The 17,277-nt window shown below is 67.3% G+C and carries 14 protein-coding genes; 6 read left to right on the top strand and 8 right to left on the bottom strand.

Annotation, left to right across the window (positions count from 1 at the left end):
* Positions 1 to 5: 5 nt before the first annotated feature.
* Both ASF00_RS06615 and ASF00_RS06610 read right to left on the bottom strand, forming a co-directional pair.
* Positions 6 to 1,589 carry a sensor histidine kinase gene (locus ASF00_RS06615; RefSeq protein WP_055876057.1) on the bottom strand — a complete coding sequence of 528 codons (1,584 nt, stop codon included), beginning with the start codon at positions 1,587 to 1,589 and terminating at the stop codon, positions 6 to 8.
* Positions 1,558 to 2,265, bottom strand: coding sequence for a response regulator transcription factor (locus tag ASF00_RS06610; protein ID WP_055877112.1), 708 nt, complete (start codon positions 2,263 to 2,265; stop codon positions 1,558 to 1,560). Before ASF00_RS06610 ends, ASF00_RS06615 begins: the two co-directional genes overlap by 32 nt.
* A gap of 180 nt (positions 2,266 to 2,445) precedes the next feature.
* Between ASF00_RS06610 and ASF00_RS06605 the strand changes: the two genes are divergently transcribed.
* Complete coding sequence (locus tag ASF00_RS06605) at positions 2,446 to 4,056, top strand: phosphoenolpyruvate carboxykinase (RefSeq protein WP_055876055.1); 1,611 nt, start codon at positions 2,446 to 2,448, stop codon at positions 4,054 to 4,056.
* A 132-nt stretch (positions 4,057 to 4,188) separates the two neighbouring features.
* On the opposite strand, the gene ASF00_RS06600 is transcribed toward ASF00_RS06605, so the two are convergent.
* Together ASF00_RS06600 and ASF00_RS06595 are read right to left on the bottom strand one after the other, a co-directional pair.
* Positions 4,189 to 4,626: an NfeD family protein gene (locus ASF00_RS06600; protein WP_055876052.1), complete on the bottom strand. Its 438-nt coding sequence runs from the start codon at positions 4,624 to 4,626 to the stop codon at positions 4,189 to 4,191.
* Positions 4,626 to 5,621, bottom strand: a complete 996-nt coding sequence (locus ASF00_RS06595) for an SPFH domain-containing protein (RefSeq protein WP_055876049.1) — start codon at positions 5,619 to 5,621, stop codon at positions 4,626 to 4,628. Before ASF00_RS06595 ends, ASF00_RS06600 begins: the two co-directional genes overlap by 1 nt.
* A 120-nt stretch (positions 5,622 to 5,741) precedes the next feature.
* Here ASF00_RS06595 and guaB point away from each other — a divergent pair, with 120 nt between their 5' ends.
* From guaB to ASF00_RS06580, 3 genes are all read left to right on the top strand, one after another.
* Complete coding sequence (gene guaB, locus ASF00_RS06590; protein WP_055876046.1) at positions 5,742 to 7,202, top strand: IMP dehydrogenase; 1,461 nt, start codon at positions 5,742 to 5,744, stop codon at positions 7,200 to 7,202.
* 277 nt (positions 7,203 to 7,479) lie between these two features.
* Positions 7,480 to 8,667, top strand: a complete 1,188-nt coding sequence (locus tag ASF00_RS06585; protein ID WP_055876044.1) for an RsmB/NOP family class I SAM-dependent RNA methyltransferase — start codon at positions 7,480 to 7,482, stop codon at positions 8,665 to 8,667.
* 32 nt (positions 8,668 to 8,699) lie between these two features.
* Positions 8,700 to 9,200: a tetratricopeptide repeat protein gene (locus tag ASF00_RS06580; protein WP_082463321.1), complete on the top strand. Its 501-nt coding sequence runs from the start codon at positions 8,700 to 8,702 to the stop codon at positions 9,198 to 9,200.
* A gap of 164 nt (positions 9,201 to 9,364) precedes the next feature.
* On the opposite strand, the gene rsmA is transcribed toward ASF00_RS06580, so the two are convergent.
* The 4 genes from rsmA to ASF00_RS06560 form a co-directional block, all read right to left on the bottom strand.
* Positions 9,365 to 10,195 carry a 16S rRNA (adenine(1518)-N(6)/adenine(1519)-N(6))-dimethyltransferase RsmA gene (rsmA, locus tag ASF00_RS06575; protein ID WP_055877109.1) on the bottom strand — a complete coding sequence of 277 codons (831 nt, stop codon included), beginning with the start codon at positions 10,193 to 10,195 and terminating at the stop codon, positions 9,365 to 9,367.
* Between the two features lie 10 nt (positions 10,196 to 10,205).
* Positions 10,206 to 11,213: a 4-hydroxythreonine-4-phosphate dehydrogenase PdxA gene (pdxA, locus tag ASF00_RS06570; protein ID WP_082463261.1), complete on the bottom strand. Its 1,008-nt coding sequence runs from the start codon at positions 11,211 to 11,213 to the stop codon at positions 10,206 to 10,208.
* Between the two features lie 7 nt (positions 11,214 to 11,220).
* Entirely contained in the window at positions 11,221 to 12,639 is a 1,419-nt protein-coding gene (locus ASF00_RS06565) for a peptidylprolyl isomerase (RefSeq protein ID WP_055876036.1), read from the bottom strand.
* Between the two features lie 96 nt (positions 12,640 to 12,735).
* Complete coding sequence (locus tag ASF00_RS06560) at positions 12,736 to 15,003, bottom strand: LPS-assembly protein LptD (RefSeq protein WP_055877104.1); 2,268 nt, start codon at positions 15,001 to 15,003, stop codon at positions 12,736 to 12,738.
* Positions 15,004 to 15,189: 186 nt separating this feature from the next.
* Between ASF00_RS06560 and ASF00_RS06555 the strand changes: the two genes are divergently transcribed.
* Positions 15,190 to 16,665 (top strand): leucyl aminopeptidase, encoded by a 1,476-nt coding sequence (locus ASF00_RS06555; RefSeq protein WP_055876033.1) that lies wholly within the window; start codon positions 15,190 to 15,192, stop codon positions 16,663 to 16,665.
* Positions 16,666 to 16,814: 149 nt separating this feature from the next.
* On the top strand, positions 16,815 to 17,252 hold the full coding sequence (locus tag ASF00_RS06550) for a DNA polymerase III subunit chi (RefSeq protein WP_055876030.1): 438 nt from the start codon (positions 16,815 to 16,817) through the stop codon (positions 17,250 to 17,252).
* Positions 17,253 to 17,277: the final 25 nt, after the last annotated feature.

The raw sequence follows: 17,277 nt of genomic DNA, 5'->3' as shown, positions 1-17,277 counted from the left end.
GGTCCTTACAACGGCAGATCGGCGAGCGGTAGCCGCACGACGAACCGCGCGCCACCAAGCCGGTCTTCGCGCGACTCGACGAAGATGGACCCCTGATGCCCGTCGACGATGGTCCGTGCGATCGCCAGGCCCAGCCCTGAATGCTGGCCGAACGTCTCGCTGTCCGGACGGACCGAGTGGAACCGCTTGAACACGTCCTCGCGCGCGTCCTCGGGAACGCCCGGGCCTTCGTCCTCGACGCGGACGACGAGATCGTCTCGGTCGGGGATCGCCGAGATCGCGATCAGCCCGCGGTCGGGTGAGAAGGACAAGGCGTTGTCGATCAGATTCTCGAACACACGTTCGAGTCGCGCGCCTTCGCCCAACACGATAGTCCGGTCATCGGGGTTCCGATCGAATTTGAGGCGGATCCCGCGCTCGATACCGCGCGCGTCGCGTTGCGCGACCAGTCCTTCGATCATCGCGGTGATATCGACCGGCTCGAACTTGGCGCGGCTGAGCTGCGCATCGAGCCGCGAGGCTTCGGAGATGTCCGACAGCAGTCGGTCGAGCCGATGGACGTCGTCGCGGACGATCGCAAGCAACTGCGCCTGGAGCGCCGGGTCCTTGACGCGCGACAGTCCCTCGACCGCGGACCGGAGCGAGGCGAGCGGGTTCTTCATCTCGTGCGTGACGTCGGCCGCGAACGCCTCGGTCGCGTCGATCCGCGCCCGAAGCGCAAGGCTCATGTCGGAGAGCGCGCGGGCGAGCATGCCAAGTTCGTCGCGGCGTGACGGGAGGCGGGGGACCACCACTTCGCGCGCGCGCCCAAGCCGCACGCGGACCGCCGCACGGGCCAGCCGGCGCAGAGGCCGCACGATCGTCCGCGCGAGGAACAGCGACAGCAGGACCGAGACGATCGATACGACCAGCAGCACCATGCTGAGCCGGAACCGCTCGATCCGAACCGTCTTCGTGATGTCGCGCGCGTTCACCGTGGTCATCACGACGCCGCCCGCGGGTAGCGGCGCCGCGGCAGTGATCACCGGTGTTCGATCGGGCGCGCGCCACACGGTGGTCGCCACGATGCTTCGTCCGCGGACTGCGGTCACGTCGGGCCATTGCTGCGTACCGCTACGCTCGCGGTAGAGCGGGGGACGCGGTGCCATCACGATGACGTCGATCGCCGCGTCCAGGAACCGGGCGACCGTCTGGTCCCAATCCTCCTTGTCCGGGTCCATCAGCACGAAGTTGCGCAGGCCTAAGCCACGGCTGTCGACGATCGTCCGTCCTGCGCCGTCGAACAGCCGGATACGCGACCCCGTATCTCGCGCAAGTCTCAGCGCCAGCGGATCGCGCCACGCGGGATCGACCGCGCCGATCGCTTCCCCGATCAGGCGGGCTTCGCGCGCGGTCTGCGCAACGCGGTTGTCGACGACGCGGCTGCGATACGAGTCGAGATAGAAGAACCCGCCTGCCAGCAGCAGCAGCGCGAAGATGTTGACCGCGAGGATGCGCCGCGTGAGCGAGATCTGTCCCGACCAGCGCAACGTGAGGTCACGCCCGTCGACGCCCAGCTCATTCCTCAGAAAATCGATACCCGGCACCATATAAAGTCTCGATAGCGTCGAAGGCGGGATCGACCTGCCTGAATTTTCGGCGAAGGCGTTTTATGTGGCTGTCGATCGTCCGGTCGTCGACATAGATGTCGTCCTGATACGCCGCATCCATCAGCTGGTTGCGCGTCTTGACGATTCCCGGGCGCTGCGCGAGCGTTTCGAGGATCATGAACTCTGTGACGGTCAATGTCACAGGCTCCCCCCCCCATAGCGTCCGATGCCGTGCCGGATCCATGCTGAGGCGCCCTCGATCGAGCGGCCCGACCGTGTCAGCCTCGGTCTCGGTACCCGGTGACTGCGTGAGCTCGGTCCGCCGCAGGATCGCACGGATACGGGCGATCAACAGTCGTTGCGAGAATGGCTTGGCGATATAGTCGTCAGCGCCCATCGCAAGACCTAGCGCCTCGTCGAGCTCATCGTCCTTGCTGGTGAGGAAGATGACCGGGATCTGGCTTTTCTCGCGTAGCCGGCGGAGGAGTTCGAGTCCGTCCATTCGCGGCATCTTGATGTCGAAGACCGCGAGGTCGGGCGGATTATCGGTCAGTGCCTTGAGCGCGGTCTCGCCGTCCGAATATAGGCGCGTGGTGAAGCCCTCGGTCTGCAGCGCGATCGACACGGAGGTGAGGATGTTACGGTCGTCATCGACCAGCGCGATCGTTGCCGTCATTTCTGGGTCGCTTGCCTTGGTCGTTGGCGTGTCGGCGTAGGGCAAACCAGGCCTTCACTCAACCAGGACCGTATCGGGACCGCGTTGTAGTTTAGGGCATTTGACCGCTGGAAACGGGCCCCGTACAGCCCGACACAACGACATACATACGTATGCGAGAAATCTGAGGAGAGAGATGCCGTGTCGAACGAGCGTATTCCGGCCGTCGGCCTAGACGCGCAGGGGATCCAGACCCGCGCCAATCTGCACTGGAACCTGGTCACGGCGCAGCTCGTCGAGGCGGCGCTGGCGCGCGACGAAGGTCGTCTGTCCGCCGACGGCCCGCTGGTGGTCGAGACCGGCGCGCATACCGGTCGATCCGCGCAGGACAAGTTCATCGTCCGCGATGCCGAGACCGAGGCGACGGTCTGGTGGGGCAAGAGCAACAAGGCGATGGAGCCTGCGCACTTCGCCGCGCTGAAGGACGATTTCTTCGCCGCGCTCGCCGCCAAGGACGAGCTGTTCGTGCAGGACCTGTACGGCGGGTCGCAGGCCGATCACCGCGTCACGGTCCGCGTCGTCACCGAGCTGGCGTGGCACAATCTGTTCATCCGGACGATGCTGGTGCGGCCCGAAGAAGCGGCGCTGAAGGACTTCGTCGCGGACTACACGATCGTCGACCTGCCGAGCTTCCGCGCCGATCCCGTGCGCCACGGGTGCCGCAGCGAAACGGTGATCGCGGTCAATTTCACCGAAAAGCTGATCCTGATCGGCGGCACGAAATATGCCGGCGAGATGAAGAAGTCGGTGTTCGGCCTGCTCAACTATCTGCTCCCGCCGACCGGGGTGATGCCGATGCATTGCTCGGCGAACATGGGTGCGAACGGCGACACGGCAGTGTTCTTCGGGCTGTCGGGCACGGGCAAGACGACGCTCAGTGCCGACGCCAGCCGGACGCTGATCGGCGACGACGAGCATGGCTGGTCAGACACCGCGGTCTTCAATTTCGAGGGCGGCTGCTATGCCAAGATGATCCGTCTGTCTGAGGATGCCGAACCCGAAATCTTCGCGACCACCAAGCGGTTCGGCACGGTGCTCGAGAACGTCGTGATGAACGCCGAGACACGGCGGCTGGATCTCAACGACCATACGCTCGCCGAGAACAGCCGTGGGGCGTATCCGATCGACTTCATTCCCAATGCGTCGGCCGAGAATATGGGGCCGGTGCCACGCAATATCGTGATGCTCACTGCGGACGCGTATGGCGTGCTGCCGCCGATCGCCAGGCTGACGCCCGATCAGGCGATGTATCACTTCCTCTCGGGCTACACCGCGCGGGTCGCCGGCACGGAGATCGGCGTGACCGAGCCCGACGCGACCTTCTCGACCTGTTTCGGCGCGCCGTTCATGCCGCGCCATCCGTCGGTTTACGGCAATCTGCTCAAGGAGCGGATCGCCAAAGGCGGGGTGGATTGCTGGCTGGTCAATACCGGCTGGACCGGCGGCAAATACGGCGTCGGCAACCGCATGCCGATCAAGGCGACGCGGGCGTTGCTCAACGCCGCGCTCGACGGCAGCCTGAACGATGCCGAGTTCCGGACCGATCCGAATTTCGGGTTCCAGGTGCCCGTCAGCGTGCCGGGCGTCGACAGCGCGATTCTCGACCCGCGGACGACCTGGACGGATACGGACGCGTACGACGCGACGGCCGCGAAGCTCGTTGATCTGTTTGTGGAAAACTTCGCGCAGTTCGCCGACCATGTCGACGAAGGCGTCCGCCAGGCCGCACCAAAAGCCCGCGAGACAGCCTAAACTCCTCTCCCCTCGGGGGAGAGGAAGGGGCCCGCACGGCGCAGCCGGGTGGGAAGGTGAGGGCACGGTCCTGCTGGGCGTGCCCTCACCCGCGCCGCTCCGCGGCTTTCCCTCTCCCCAAGGGAGAAGGTTTCAGAGAAGCTCGACCACCAATGCGCCATCGAACACGGCGGTCACTCGGACGCGCGTCCCGACCGCCGCATCCGCCCCGCGCGCAGGCCAGCTCCCGTCGCCGACAAGCACGCGGCCATGCCCGCCGACCAGCGCGGTCTCGACCACCACCACCTGACCGATGAGGCGCGCCGAGCGATCGTTCAGCATCGGATCGCCGCCCTCGACCGGATAGTCGCGGTACCAGCGTTTCCCGATCAGCACCGTCACCGCGCTCCAGACCGCAAACGCCCCAAGTTGCGCCGCGACGGGCAGATCGGGCAACACGAACACTGCCACCCCGGTCACCGCGGCGGCGATTGCGAGGAACACCAGGAACACCCCCGGCACCGCCAGTTCCGCGATCCCCAGCACCAGCGCGGCGATCAGCCACGCACCGGCCGCGCCCACCGCGTCCATCAGCTGCTCGGAACCTCGGCCGACTTCGACAGTTCGAACGGCCCCCGCGGCTTAGGCGTTGGCTGGACCTGGGGCGGCGAAGCGGTCGCATCCCGCAACGCGTCCTTCGCCAGCTCGCCGATCCCGCCCAGCGTCCCCATCAGCTGCGTCGCCTCGACCGGGAACAGGATCGTCTTGGCGTTGGGCGAGGTCGCGAACTTACCGATCGCCTCGACATATTTCTGCGCGATGAAGTAGTTGATCGCCTGCGCGCCACCCTCCTCGATCGCCTGCGACACCGCGCGCGTCGCCGACGCCTCGGCAACGGCAGCGCGCTCGCGCGCCTCCGCGTCTCGGAACGCCGATTCCTTGCGCCCCTCCGACTCAAGGATGCGGGCCTGCTTCTGACCTTCCGCGCGCAGGATCTCGGAAGCACGCGATCCCTCCGCGTCGAGGATGTTCGCACGCTTCTCGCGCTCGGCCTTCATCTGCCGCCCCATCGCGTTGACGATATCGGCGGGTGGGCGGATGTCCTTGATCTCGACTCGCGTGATCTTCACCCCCCACGGCGTCGTCGCATGATCGACCACGTTCAGCAGCCGCGCATTGATCTCGTCGCGCTTCGACAGCGTCTCGTCGAGGTCCATCGACCCCATGACCGTGCGCAAATTGGTCGTCGTGAGCTGCAGCAGCGCCTGGTACAGGTCCGACACCTCATACGCGGCCTTGGCCGAGTCGAGCACCTGGAAGAACACGACCCCATCGGTCGAGATCATCGCATTGTCCTTGGTGATGATCTCCTGGCCGGGGATGTCGATCACCTGCTCCATCATGTTCACCTTGCGGCCGACACGATAGAAGAAGGCGGGGTAGAAATTGAAGCCGGGCCGCGCGACCGTCGTGAAGCGGCCGAAATGTTCGATCGTGTATTGATAGCCTTGGTGGACGATTTTGATGCTCGTGAAGAGATACAGCAGCACCAGCGCCAATAAGAGCGCGGCAACGATCAGGCCCATCGAACAATCCCCCATCCGTGTATGACGCCGCTATAGCACGTCGTGCGCGAGAGGGCCTAGCCGGATGCGCCGCCTTTGGTTACATGGCGCGCCACCTCACACCCAGGATCGGCAGCTTCAATGGATATCCGCCTCGGCCTCACCTTCGACGACGTCCTCCTGTATCCGGGGGAATCGGACGTGCTGCCCAGCCAGGCCGATACCCGGACTCAGGTGACGCGCGGCATCGCACTCAACATCCCGATCCTCTCGTCCGCGATGGACACCGTGACGGAAGCCGACATGGCGATCGTCATGGCGCAGCTCGGCGGCATCGGCGTGCTTCACCGCAACCTCACTATCGAGGAGCAGGTGGTCGCGGTGCGCCAGGTCAAGCGCTTCGAGTCGGGCATGGTGGTCAACCCGATCACGATCAAGCCGACCGCGACCCTCGGCGAGGCGCAGGCGTTGATGTCCGGCCACCGGATCAGCGGCATCCCCGTGGTCGAGGCGGACGGCAAGCTCGTCGGCATCCTGACCAACCGCGACGTGCGCTTCGCGGGCAACCCGCAACAGCCGGTCAGCGAGCTGATGACGCACGAGAATCTCGCCACCGTCTCGACCGAGGTCGGCAAGGAGGAGGCGCGTCGCCTGCTCCACGCGCGTCGTATCGAGAAGCTGCTGGTGGTCGACGCGCAGTATCGCTGCGTCGGTCTGATCACCGTCAAGGACATCGAGAAGGCGGTGATGTTCCCCGATGCGACCAAGGACGAGGCGGGCCGCTTGCGCGTGGCCGCGGCGACGACGGTCGGCGACAAGGGCTTCGACCGAACCGAACAGCTGGTCGACGCGGGCTGCGACCTGATCGTGATCGACACCGCGCACGGCCATAACCGCGACGTCGGCCGCGCAGTCGAGCGCGTGAAGAAGCTGTCGAATTCGGTCCAGGTCGTCGCGGGCAACGTCGCTACCGGCGAGGCGACGCGCGCATTGATCGGGGCGGGCGCGGACGGGATCAAGGTCGGCATCGGCCCCGGCTCGATCTGCACCACGCGCGTCGTCGCCGGCGTCGGCGTGCCGCAGCTGACCGCAGTGATGGATTGCGCGGAGGCCGGCCACAAGGCGGGCGTACCGGTGATCGCCGACGGCGGCATCCGCACCTCGGGCGACATGGCCAAGGCGCTCGCGGCGGGTGCGTCGACCGTGATGATCGGCTCGCTGCTCGCCGGCACCGACGAGGCACCGGGCGAGACGTTCCTGTACCAGGGGCGCGCGTACAAGTCGTACCGCGGCATGGGCTCGGTCGGCGCGATGGGCCGCGGGTCTGCGGATCGCTATTTCCAGGGCGATATCAAGGACCAACTTAAGCTCGTGCCAGAGGGCATCGAGGGGCAGGTCGCGTATAAGGGCCCGGCGAAGGACGTGATCCATCAGCTCGTCGGCGGGATCAAGGCGGCGATGGGCTATACCGGCTCGGCAACGATTCCGGATCTTCAGGCACGGGCGGAATTCGTGCAGATCACGGGCGCGGGCCTCATGGAGAGCCATGTCCACGACGTGACGATCACCCGCGAAGCGCCGAACTACCCGACGCGGGGGTGACGGAAGGGGCCGGGCGGGACGGACCCACTCCATCCCTCCGTCATCCCGGCGAACGCCGGGACCCATGGTTGCGGTCCGGGTGATGATTGCTCGCAACCGCCGAGTCTGCCGTGTCCATGGGTCCCGGCGTTCGCCGGGATGACGGCAACAGGGGGCACCAAAGCGCACCCCTGAAATTATTCCCCGCCCGCGGGCCAGAGACGCTAGGGGAGGGGATGATGATGCATTCCCCGTACCAAGCCTTTCCCGAAACATCCCCGACCGCGGGAGGCCGCAAGTGACTCCCTCCGCCCGCACCCAGGCCGCGATCGAACTGCTCGACCAGATCATCGCCGCCGCGCGCGAATCCGGTGCCGCCGCCGACACGCTGATCGCCCGCTATTTCCAGACCCGCCGCTATGCCGGCTCGAAGGACCGCCGCGCCGTCCGCGAGCTCGTCTATGCCGCGATCCGCAAGGCTGGCGACCGCCCCGAAACCGGGCGAGCCGCCATGCTCCTCGTCGCGGACGCGGACCCCGACGTCGCCGCGACCTTCGATGGCTCCACCCATGCCCCAGCCCCGATCGCCAAGGACGAGCCGCGCGCCCGCGCCGGCGTTGCCCCGCAGTGGCTGAGTAAGGCACTCCGCGCCTCAGGCCTCGACGGCGCCGCGCTGACCGATCTCGCCGGCCGCGCCACGCTCGATCTGCGCGTCAACACGCTGACCTCCGACCGCGCGACCGTACTCGCCGCGCTGCCCGAGGCCGAAGCCACCCCGCATGCGCCCGACGGCATCCGCCTGCCCACCGGCACTAACGTCGAGGCGCTCCCGCTCTTCAACGAAGGCGCGCTCGAGGTACAGGACGAGGGCAGCCAGATCGTCGGCCTCGCGATGCAGGCAAAACCGGGCGAGCGGATCGTCGATCTCTGCGCGGGCGCGGGCGGCAAGACGCTGGCGCTCGCCGCGACGATGGAGAACCAGGGCGTGATCCTCGCCTGCGACACCGATCGCAACCGACTCTCGCGTCTCGCCCCGCGCGCGACCCGCGCGGGCGCGACGATCGTCGAAAGCCGCCTGCTCAATCCCACCCGTGAGATCGAGGCGCTGAGCGAATGGGCCGGGCGCGCCGATGGCGTGCTGGTCGATGCGCCGTGCTCGGGCACCGGCACGTGGCGGCGCAATCCCGAGGCGCGATGGCGGCTGACGCCCGACCGCGTGTCGCGCCTGCAATCGACGCAGCAGCAAGTCCTCTCGGTCGCGGCGACTTTGGTTAAGCCCGGCGGTGCGCTCGTCTATATCGTCTGCTCGTTGCTCGACGCCGAGGGGACCGATCAGGTCAGCTGGTTCCTGAACGCGCATCCCGGCTGGACCACGGAAGCGTTGTCGCTGCCCGCCGGCGCCAAGCATGGCCACGGCGTACGGCTGGAGCCGGGTCGCGACGGTACCGACGGCTTTTTTGTCGCGCGCCTTCGGGCTGCGTGCTAGCCAGCCGATCAATGACCCGCCTGGAGACGATCATGCGTTTTTCGTCCGTTGCCGTTGCCGCCGCGCTGACCGTCGTGTGCGTATCGACCTCGCTCAGCGGGCAGCGCCCCGACAGCCAGATCGACGCGCGCTCGATGCAGCTTCTGGCGCAGGGGCGGTCGCTGGTCGCGGCGGGCAATCTCGACGGTGCGACCGACGCGCTGGAGACCTCGGTCGCGGTCGATCCGCGCAATCGGGGTGCGTTTCTGCTGCTCGCGCAGGTCGCGGAGTCGCGCGACCTGCCCGGCAAGGCGATCCGGCTCTACCGCGAAGCGCTGCTGCTCGAGCCCAACGACGTCGCGGCGTTGAAGGGGCAGGGCGAGGCGCTCGTGGCCAAGGGGGCCGTGGTCCGCGCGAAGGACAATCTCGTCAAGATCCGCACGCTCTGCAAGGGTGCATGCCCTGAGGCGACCCAGCTGGCGGCGGTGATTGCCAAGGGGCCGCCGGTCGCGACGGCGCAGGTCGAGAAGACGCCGGTGGCGGCCAAGGACTGAGGTTCGAAACCCCGTCCCCATTCTACCACCCCGGCGGAGGCCGGGGTGGTAGAATGGGGAAACGGCGCTAACTGGGGTCGACGTCAGATTACCGAGACCTTGCCAATTGGGCCCCGGCCTTCGCCGGGGGGGGGCGCCCTGAAGTCTTAGATTTGAGTTCTAGGTCAGGCCGTAGCGGGCGAACCGACCGCCTTTGCCAGCGCCGTGAAATCCGCGACCGACAGCGTCTCCGCGCGGCGCGTAGCCTCGACGCCGATCCGCTCGAGCGCGTCGAGCGCGCCGGGTACGCCCTTCAGGCTCTGCCGCAGCATCTTGCGCCGCTGGCCGAACGCCGAACCCGTCAAGCGCTCCAGCACCGCGAAGTTCACCCCCTCGGGCGCCTCGACCGGCGTCAGGTGGACGACCGCCGACATCACCTTGGGCGGCGGCGTGAACGCAGACCGGTGCACCGGCATCGCGATCCGCGCCGTGGAGCGCCACTGGGCGAGGACCGCGAGCCGGCCGTAATGATCGTCGTTCGTCCTGGCGACGATCCGCTCGGCGACTTCCTTCTGGAACATCAGCGTGCATGACTGCCACCAGGGCAGCCACGGCGTCGACAGCCAGCCGACCAGCAACGCCGTGCCGATATTGTATGGCAGGTTCGACACGATGTGCGGCTTGCCCTCGAACAGCGTGCGCGCGTCGATCTCCATCGCGTCGCCCTCGATGACGCGCAGCTGTCCCGGATAGGCCTCGCTTAATTCGGCCAGTGCCGGGATACAGCGACGGTCTCGTTCGATCGCGGTGACCCGCGCACCGGCGGCGAGCAGCGCGCGCGTCAGGCCACCGGGGCCGGGGCCGACTTCGAGCACCTCGGCATCCTTGAGATCGCCCGGAACCGCGGCGATGCGTTTGAGCAACTGCCCGTCGAAGAGGAAGTTCTGCCCGAGTGCCTTGCTCGCGTTCAGGCCATAGCGCGCGATCACCTCGCGCAGCGGGGGAAGGTCCGTCATGCTTGTCCTGTCAGGCCTGCGCGGCGGCCAGCGCACGCCGGTCGGCGGCTTCGCCCGCCATCGCGATCGCGGCGATCATCGCGCCAGGCTCGGCAAGGTTCTTGCCCGCGATTGCGAATGCGGTGCCGTGATCGGGCGAGGTGCGCACGATCGGCAACCCGAGCGTCATGTTGACGCCCTCGTCGAAATGGATCGTCTTGAGCGGCACCAGTGCCTGATCGTGATAGCAGCACATGACGACGTCATAGGTCGCGCGCGCGCGGGGATGGAACATCGTGTCGGCCGCGAACGGACCGGTCGCGTCGATACCCTCGTCGCGCAGGATCGCGATCGCGGGCGCGATGACGTCGATCTCCTCGCGGCCGAGCGCGCCTTGCTCGCCCGCATGCGGGTTGAACCCCGCAAAGGCGAGCCGCGGCTTTTTGATCCCGAAGTTCCGAAGCAGCCCCCGTGCGGTCGCGCGGGCCTTGGCGACGATCAGATCGACCGTCAGCAGCGCGGAGACGTCCTTCAGCGGCACGTGCGTCGTGATCGGCACCACCTTCAACGACGGCCCGGCGAGCATCATGACCGCATTGTCGCCGGCTACGCCGTAGCGTTCCGCGACGAACTCGGTCTGCCCGGGGTGGGTGAAGCCGATCGCGTACAGCTGCGACTTCGAGACGGGGCCGGTCACCAGCGCGCGCGCGGCGCCGGTGCGGACCAGTCCCACCGCCATCTCCAGCGCGTGCAGCGCGCAGCGCGCGCCATCCGCGTCGGGCGCGCCGGGGACGATCGCCCCGGCATCACCCACGGTCAGCACCGGCAGCGCGGTGGCAAACGCCGCGCCCGCCGCGCTCATGTCCGCGACCCGCGCGATCGGTCCCTGCCAGACGCGTTCGATCGCGCGGGCGTCACCGATCGCCACGAACGGCGGCAGACGATGTGTGACGCGCGCATCCCAGGCCTTGGCGATGATCTCGGGTCCGATCCCCGCAGGATCGCCCATCGATACGGCCAGCGGCTGCGCGCGCGTCATGCTCGGATCACCGATATTCGACGACGGCGTCGCGCCGCAGATCGCGCAGCTTCTGCTGGGCGCGCAGGTTGACGCGCTGCTGTTCGAGCTGACCCTGAATCTGCTCCGAATTCGGCAGCGAGCCGCCAGCGGCTTCGTCGCGACCGCACAGCACCAGCGCACGGACGCCCTGCTCGGCGGAGCCGAACGGCGGGCTGGATTCGCCGACCTGAAGCTTCAGCATCACTTCCTGGAGCTGCGGCGGCAGGTCGCGGATGCGGACCGTGTCGTTGTCGACCACGTCGGCGCCGATCCCGGCCGCGACCTTCTCGACGGTGCCGCAGCCGCGCAGCTCCTGCGTGGCCTTGGCGAACGCCTGGGCGCGCGCCGAGGCCTGCGCCTGGTTGGTATTCGGCGGGAAGCGGAGCGTCAGCTGCTTGAGGCTGAGCTTGGCGTCGCGCGGGTCCGCGGTCAGCACCTGGCGCTTGTCGGTCAGATACAGGATCGAGTAGCCACCCGACACCTCGATCGGACCGGCGACCTGGCCAACCTGCATCGTCGTTGCAGCCTCGGCCAGCTGAGCGGGCAACGTCGCCGCGCGGATCCAGCCGAGATCGCCGCCGACCGCGCGCGTCGACGCTTCGGAGAACTGGTGCGCATAATATTCGAACGGTTGCGCGCCCTTCTGGATCTCCGCCAGGATCTGCTTGGCGTTCGTATAGACCTGCTGGCTGTTCGCCGGCGTCGCCGCGAGGTAGATTTCCTTGAGGTTGAACTCGTCGGTGCCCTTGGCCGCCTGGAGACGGTCGATGATCGACTTGACCTCCTCGTCGCCGACATTGACGAACGGCTCGACGCGGCGACGCAGATAGCGCTGCCAGGCGAGTTCGCCCTCGATCTGGCGCTTGAGCGAGCGCTCGGACGAGCCCGACTCGCGCAGATAGGTGCGCATCGCGACCGGCGTGCGGTTGAAACGCTTCGATACGGCGTCGTAGCTCTGCGTCAGCTCGGCGGGCGTGATCGTGATGTCAGCGGTCTTGGCCTCCTGGATCTGGAGAGTCTCGTCGATCAGCTGGCGCAGTACCTGCAACTTCAGCCGTTCGCGGTCCTCCGCCGACAGCTTGGCCTCGTTCGCCATCGCCACCAGTGCCACGCGCTGGTCGACGTCGGTGCCTGTGATCACCGTATCGTTGACGATCGCGGTCGGCTTGCGGACGTTGGGGTCGAGCTTGCCGAAGATCTGGAGATTGGTCGGAATATCGAGGCCGGTATTGTCGGGCAGGCTCTGATCCTGGACGGTCTGACCGGTCCCGTTTTGACCAGCTTGCGGGGCGGGGCTCTGCGGCGGGGGCGCAGTTTGCGCGATCGCACTTGCCGTCAGTGCGGCTAGGACAACCGCCCCGATCACACGGCCGCCACGCGCCGCCAGTCGAACATCATGCTTCAAGTGTCGGTATCCCATCATCACACGCCAGATCCATGCCGTCGTTGCCGCGACCGCACCTATACCGCGTGGGTTGCCCCAGAGTAGCTGAACGCGGGCTTAGCGGCCGAGATTGGTGAAGGCCAGCGTCAACAGGAAGCTGTTGCCCTTCCGCGCGTCGCCGGTGTCGTTGTACGTGCGCCGCCACGTTCCGCCGAGCCGGAGGCAATCATCCTCATACTGGATGCCGAGGCGATGGCGGATCGGCGTGAAGCCGTCGCTGCGCGAGAGCGGATCCTCGGCCGTATTGGTCAGATCGACCACGCCCGAGCCGAACGCCGACCAGAACCGCGCAAACTGCACGCGGCCCGCGACGCGCACTTCCTCGCGATCGCGCAGATCCTCGATCGACGGATCGATGTTGCGGTTCAGTTTCAGGTAGCCGACCAGCACATAGGTCGCGCGCGAGCCGATCGTCGCGTCGAGTTCGTTGCGGCGGATCGCAAAGCCGTCCTTGTCGAGCCGGTACCGGTGGACGATCGAGACGAAGTCGCGGAAGCGCAGTTCGCTGCGGCCGACGATGTCGGAAAACCGGTCGCTGAGGCCGGTGCCGTCGGGCAGGATCGTCGGCCGCTTGTCGACGCGGTAGCTCTGGCCGACATTGGTGGTGAAGGCGATGCCGGGCAGGTCGAGCGCCCATTCACCGCCATAGGTGACGCGCGACGAATCCTCGAACCGGTCGTAGCCGGCGAACCGGTTCAGCGAGAACAGGTTGGTATCGTCGAGATCGACCGCGCGCGAATCCTCGTTGGGCAGCGAGAGGTTGGCGACCTTCGGCGCGGCGACGAGCTGGACGCGCGGCGTGAACCGCTGCGTACCGCCGAGAAACGTGCCGATGAACGGCCATTTCACGTCCACCGCCGCCGCACCGATGACCCGCTGGTGGAAGCCCTCGAGCCCGCGATAGCTGATGTTGGTCGTCGCGAGCGTGTCGTTGGTGTTGTACAGGTCCCCGCGCGCAAACCCGGTGAAGGTGACTTCCTGCCCCCAGTTGGTCAGGCGCCGCAGATCCCATTGCAGGCTGGCGAACGCGCGCTGCGTATCCTGCCCGTCGGTCCGCGTGAGCGCGAGCGTGTTGAGCTGAACCTGGAATCTGCCGCCGACGAGGCCGTCGTCGAACCGCTTGCGATAGTCGATCTCGGGCAGCGCGATCGGCTGCTGGCCCTGGCTGTCATTGACACGCAACGTCTGCGCATACCAGCCGCTGATCGCCAGATAGCTGGTATCGTCGATCCGCTCGACGCTGGCGGTGGTGCGCAGCCGGTCATCGCGCGAGATGTCGTAGCGGCGCAGGAAGGTGCGGTCGGTCGTCAGGCGGAGCGAACCGCTCGCGCTCCAGTTGGGCGACAATTGGTAGCGCGCCATCCCGTCGATATAGCCGCGGAACGCCATGCTGGTGTCGGTCGGGACCGCAGTGGTCAGATCGTCGCTGCGACGGCTTTCGGTGGCATAGGCGCGGACGCTGAACGCACCCTTCGAACTGAGCGCGGAATAATCCACCTGCGCCATCGGGAGCACGCTGCTGTAGATGTGCGGCGTGATGACCAGCCCCTGGTTCGGGGCGAGCTTCCAGTAATAGGGGACGCTGACTTCGAGGCCGTTGACCCGGCTATACCCGCCGTTGGGCGAAAGCAGGCCGCTGTCGCTGCCGCCGCCGACGGGATTGGAGAATTTGGGCAGCGGCAGGCTCGGCAGCCCGAACAGGTGCAGCCGCGCGCCGGAGTAATAGATGCGCTTGCGTTCGGGGCGGTAGGTGACGCGAACCGCGGTGATCTTCCACGTCGGCTCCTTGGGGCAGCCCGCCGCGTTCGTGACGCCGCACGGCGTGTAGGCGGCGCTCTTCAGATTGACGGTGCCGTCGGCTTCGCGCGTGCCCTGCTTGGCCGCCAGCCGGCCGCCCTGCTCGAGCACGACGAGCATGTTGTCGACCACGCCGTCCTTCAGCGAATCGGTCAGGTTGATCTCGTCGCCATAGGCGATGTCGCCCTGCGGGTTCGTGACCGCGATGTTGCCCGTCGCGAGCACCTTGCCGGTCTTGCGGTTCCACACGACCTTGTCGGCGCGCAGGCGATCGCCCTGGCGAAACATCCGGACTTCGCCGGTGGCGGTCACGACCTCGGTATTGGTGTCGTATTCCAGGCCGTTGGCGCTGAACTGCACCTGATCCTCGGCGGGAGTCGCGGTCGGTGCGTTGGCGACGGGCGCGTCGGGCACCGGTGGCGCGACTGGGCGGTTCTGGAAATCCTGGGCCAGAGCCGGGGTCGCAGCCAGTCCGGTCGCCAGCGCGAGCGAAAAGGCGCAACCCGTCAAAAGGTCGATACGCAACACGATCCGAACCAACCCCTTTGGCATTGAGCAGCCGTTTGCCGCCATATCGCCCGCCTATCGCATCACCGGGGCTTCGCTGCAATCACCGTGCGTTGACCGACCATATACCGGGGCCACCTTGCTTTGCCGGCCCCGCGTCATCAACTTAAGGGCTATATCCGTTCAAACGCTTCCCGAGGGTTCTTCATGCAGATCGTCTTCGCCTCCACCGTCCCCACCAATGCACCAATCCTCGCCATCCCGGTCGCGAAGGACGGCGTATCGCAGGTGACGTGGAGCGCGATCGGTGGCGATGTCGAGGCGATCGCGACGCGCGCAGCCGGTGCGGCGCGCTTCGCAGGCGAAGCGGGCTCGGTCGTCGAGCTGTTCGTGCCGGTCGACAGCGCGGTTCGCCAGGTTCTGCTCGTCGGCGTGGGCGCCGGGGAGAATGCCGACTGGGAGAAGGCCGGGGGGGCGATCACCGCACGCCTGCTGACGTCGGGGGCGACCGCCGTCACGGTGGACCTGTCTGCCGGCGCTACGCCGACCGCAGAAGTCGCCGCGCGCCTCGCTGCCGCTGCCGTGCAGCGTGCATGGCGGTACGATACGTACCGCACCAAGCTCGCCGACAAGTCGAAGCCGACGCTGACCGAGATCACCATCGTCGGCGCACCCGAGGGCACCGATGCCGCCTGGGCCGAGCAGGCCGCGGTTACCGGTGGTCTCGACCTGACGCGCTGGCTCGTCACGTCGCCGCCGAACGTCGTGTATCCCGAGAGCTTCGTCGAGAAGGTGACCAAGGAGGTCGAGGGGCTCGGGCTCGAGATCACCGTGCTCGACGAGGCGCAGATGACCGAGCTCGGCATGGGCTCGCTGCTCGGCGTCAGCCAGGGTTCGCGGCGTGAGGCGCGCATCCTCGCGCTCAAGTGGAACGGGGCAGGCGCCGATGCGCCGACGCTCGCGTTCGTCGGCAAGGGCGTGACGTTCGATTCGGGCGGCATCTCGATCAAGCCCGGCGCGGGCATGGAAGACATGAAGTGGGACATGGGCGGTGCCGGCGCGGTCGCGGGCGCGATGAAGGCGATCGCCTCGCGGAAGGCCAAGGCCAACGTCGTCGGCGTGATGGGCCTGGTCGAGAACATGCCCGACGGCGCCGCGCTGCGCCCGAGCGACGTCATCACCTCGATGTCGGGCCAGACGATCGAGGTGCTCAACACCGACGCCGAGGGGCGCCTCGTGCTCTGCGACTGCGTCACCTGGGTGCAGCAGGCGCACAAGCCGACGACGATCGTCGATCTCGCCACGCTGACCGGCGCGATGATCGTCGCGCTCGGGACCGAGAATGGCGGCATCTTCGCCAATGACGACGCACTCGCCGATCAGCTGATCGCGGCGGGCAAGGCCACCGGCGACACGCTCTGGCGCTTTCCGCTGTCGCCCGCCTATGACAAGCTGATCGACTCGCCAATCGCCGACATGAAGAACGTCGGCCCGCGCGGCGCCGGTTCGATCACCGCGGCGCAGTTCATCAAGCGCTTCGTCGACGAAGGCGTGAAGTGGGCGCATCTCGACATCGCCGGCATGGTCTGGTCGGACAAGCCGGGCACGAACCACGACAAGGGCGCGACCGGCTACGGCGTGCGTCTTCTCGACCAATTCGTCGCGGACAATTTCGAGAGCTGACCTTCCGATCCTCCCCCGCCAGGGGAAGGTGGCAGCCATAGGCTGACGGAGGGGGAGGACACGGAGCAGGCGTTGCGTATCCTCCCCCTCCGTCGCGGTTGCACCGCGCCACCTCCCCCTGGCGGGGGAGGAATGCTAAGGGGGGGCGTATGCAGGTCGATTTCTACCACCTCACCAGCCCGCTCGACCGGGTCCTCCCGCGGATTGCCGAGCGCGTCGTTTCAAGCGGCGGACGCCTGCTGATCGTCGCCGAACCCGAGGCGCAGCGTACCACGCTCGACCGGCTGCTCTGGTCCTATGCGCCCGAAAGCTTCCTCCCGCATGCGCAGGCGGGTGCTGGCGACGACTCCGTCCAGCCGATCCTCATCGCCGCCGACATCACGCCCGCCAACGCCGCGCGCAACGTCGCGATCGTCGACGGCCAATGGCGCGACGATGCCCTAACCTTCGACCGCGCGTTCCACTTCTTCGACGACGACGCGATCCGCGAGGCCCGCCTCGCCTGGAAAGCCCTCGCCGACCGCGACGGAGTCGAGCGCCGCTACTGGAAGCAGTCCGAGTCCGGGAAGTGGGAACAGGCCGCATAGGTTGCTTTAGGACCGATCCGCGCCT

This window comes from Sphingomonas sp. Leaf34 (assembly GCF_001421805.1).
Classification (GTDB): Bacteria; Pseudomonadota; Alphaproteobacteria; order Sphingomonadales; family Sphingomonadaceae; genus Sphingomonas.
This window is presented reverse-complemented; position numbering and strand designations above follow the sequence as displayed.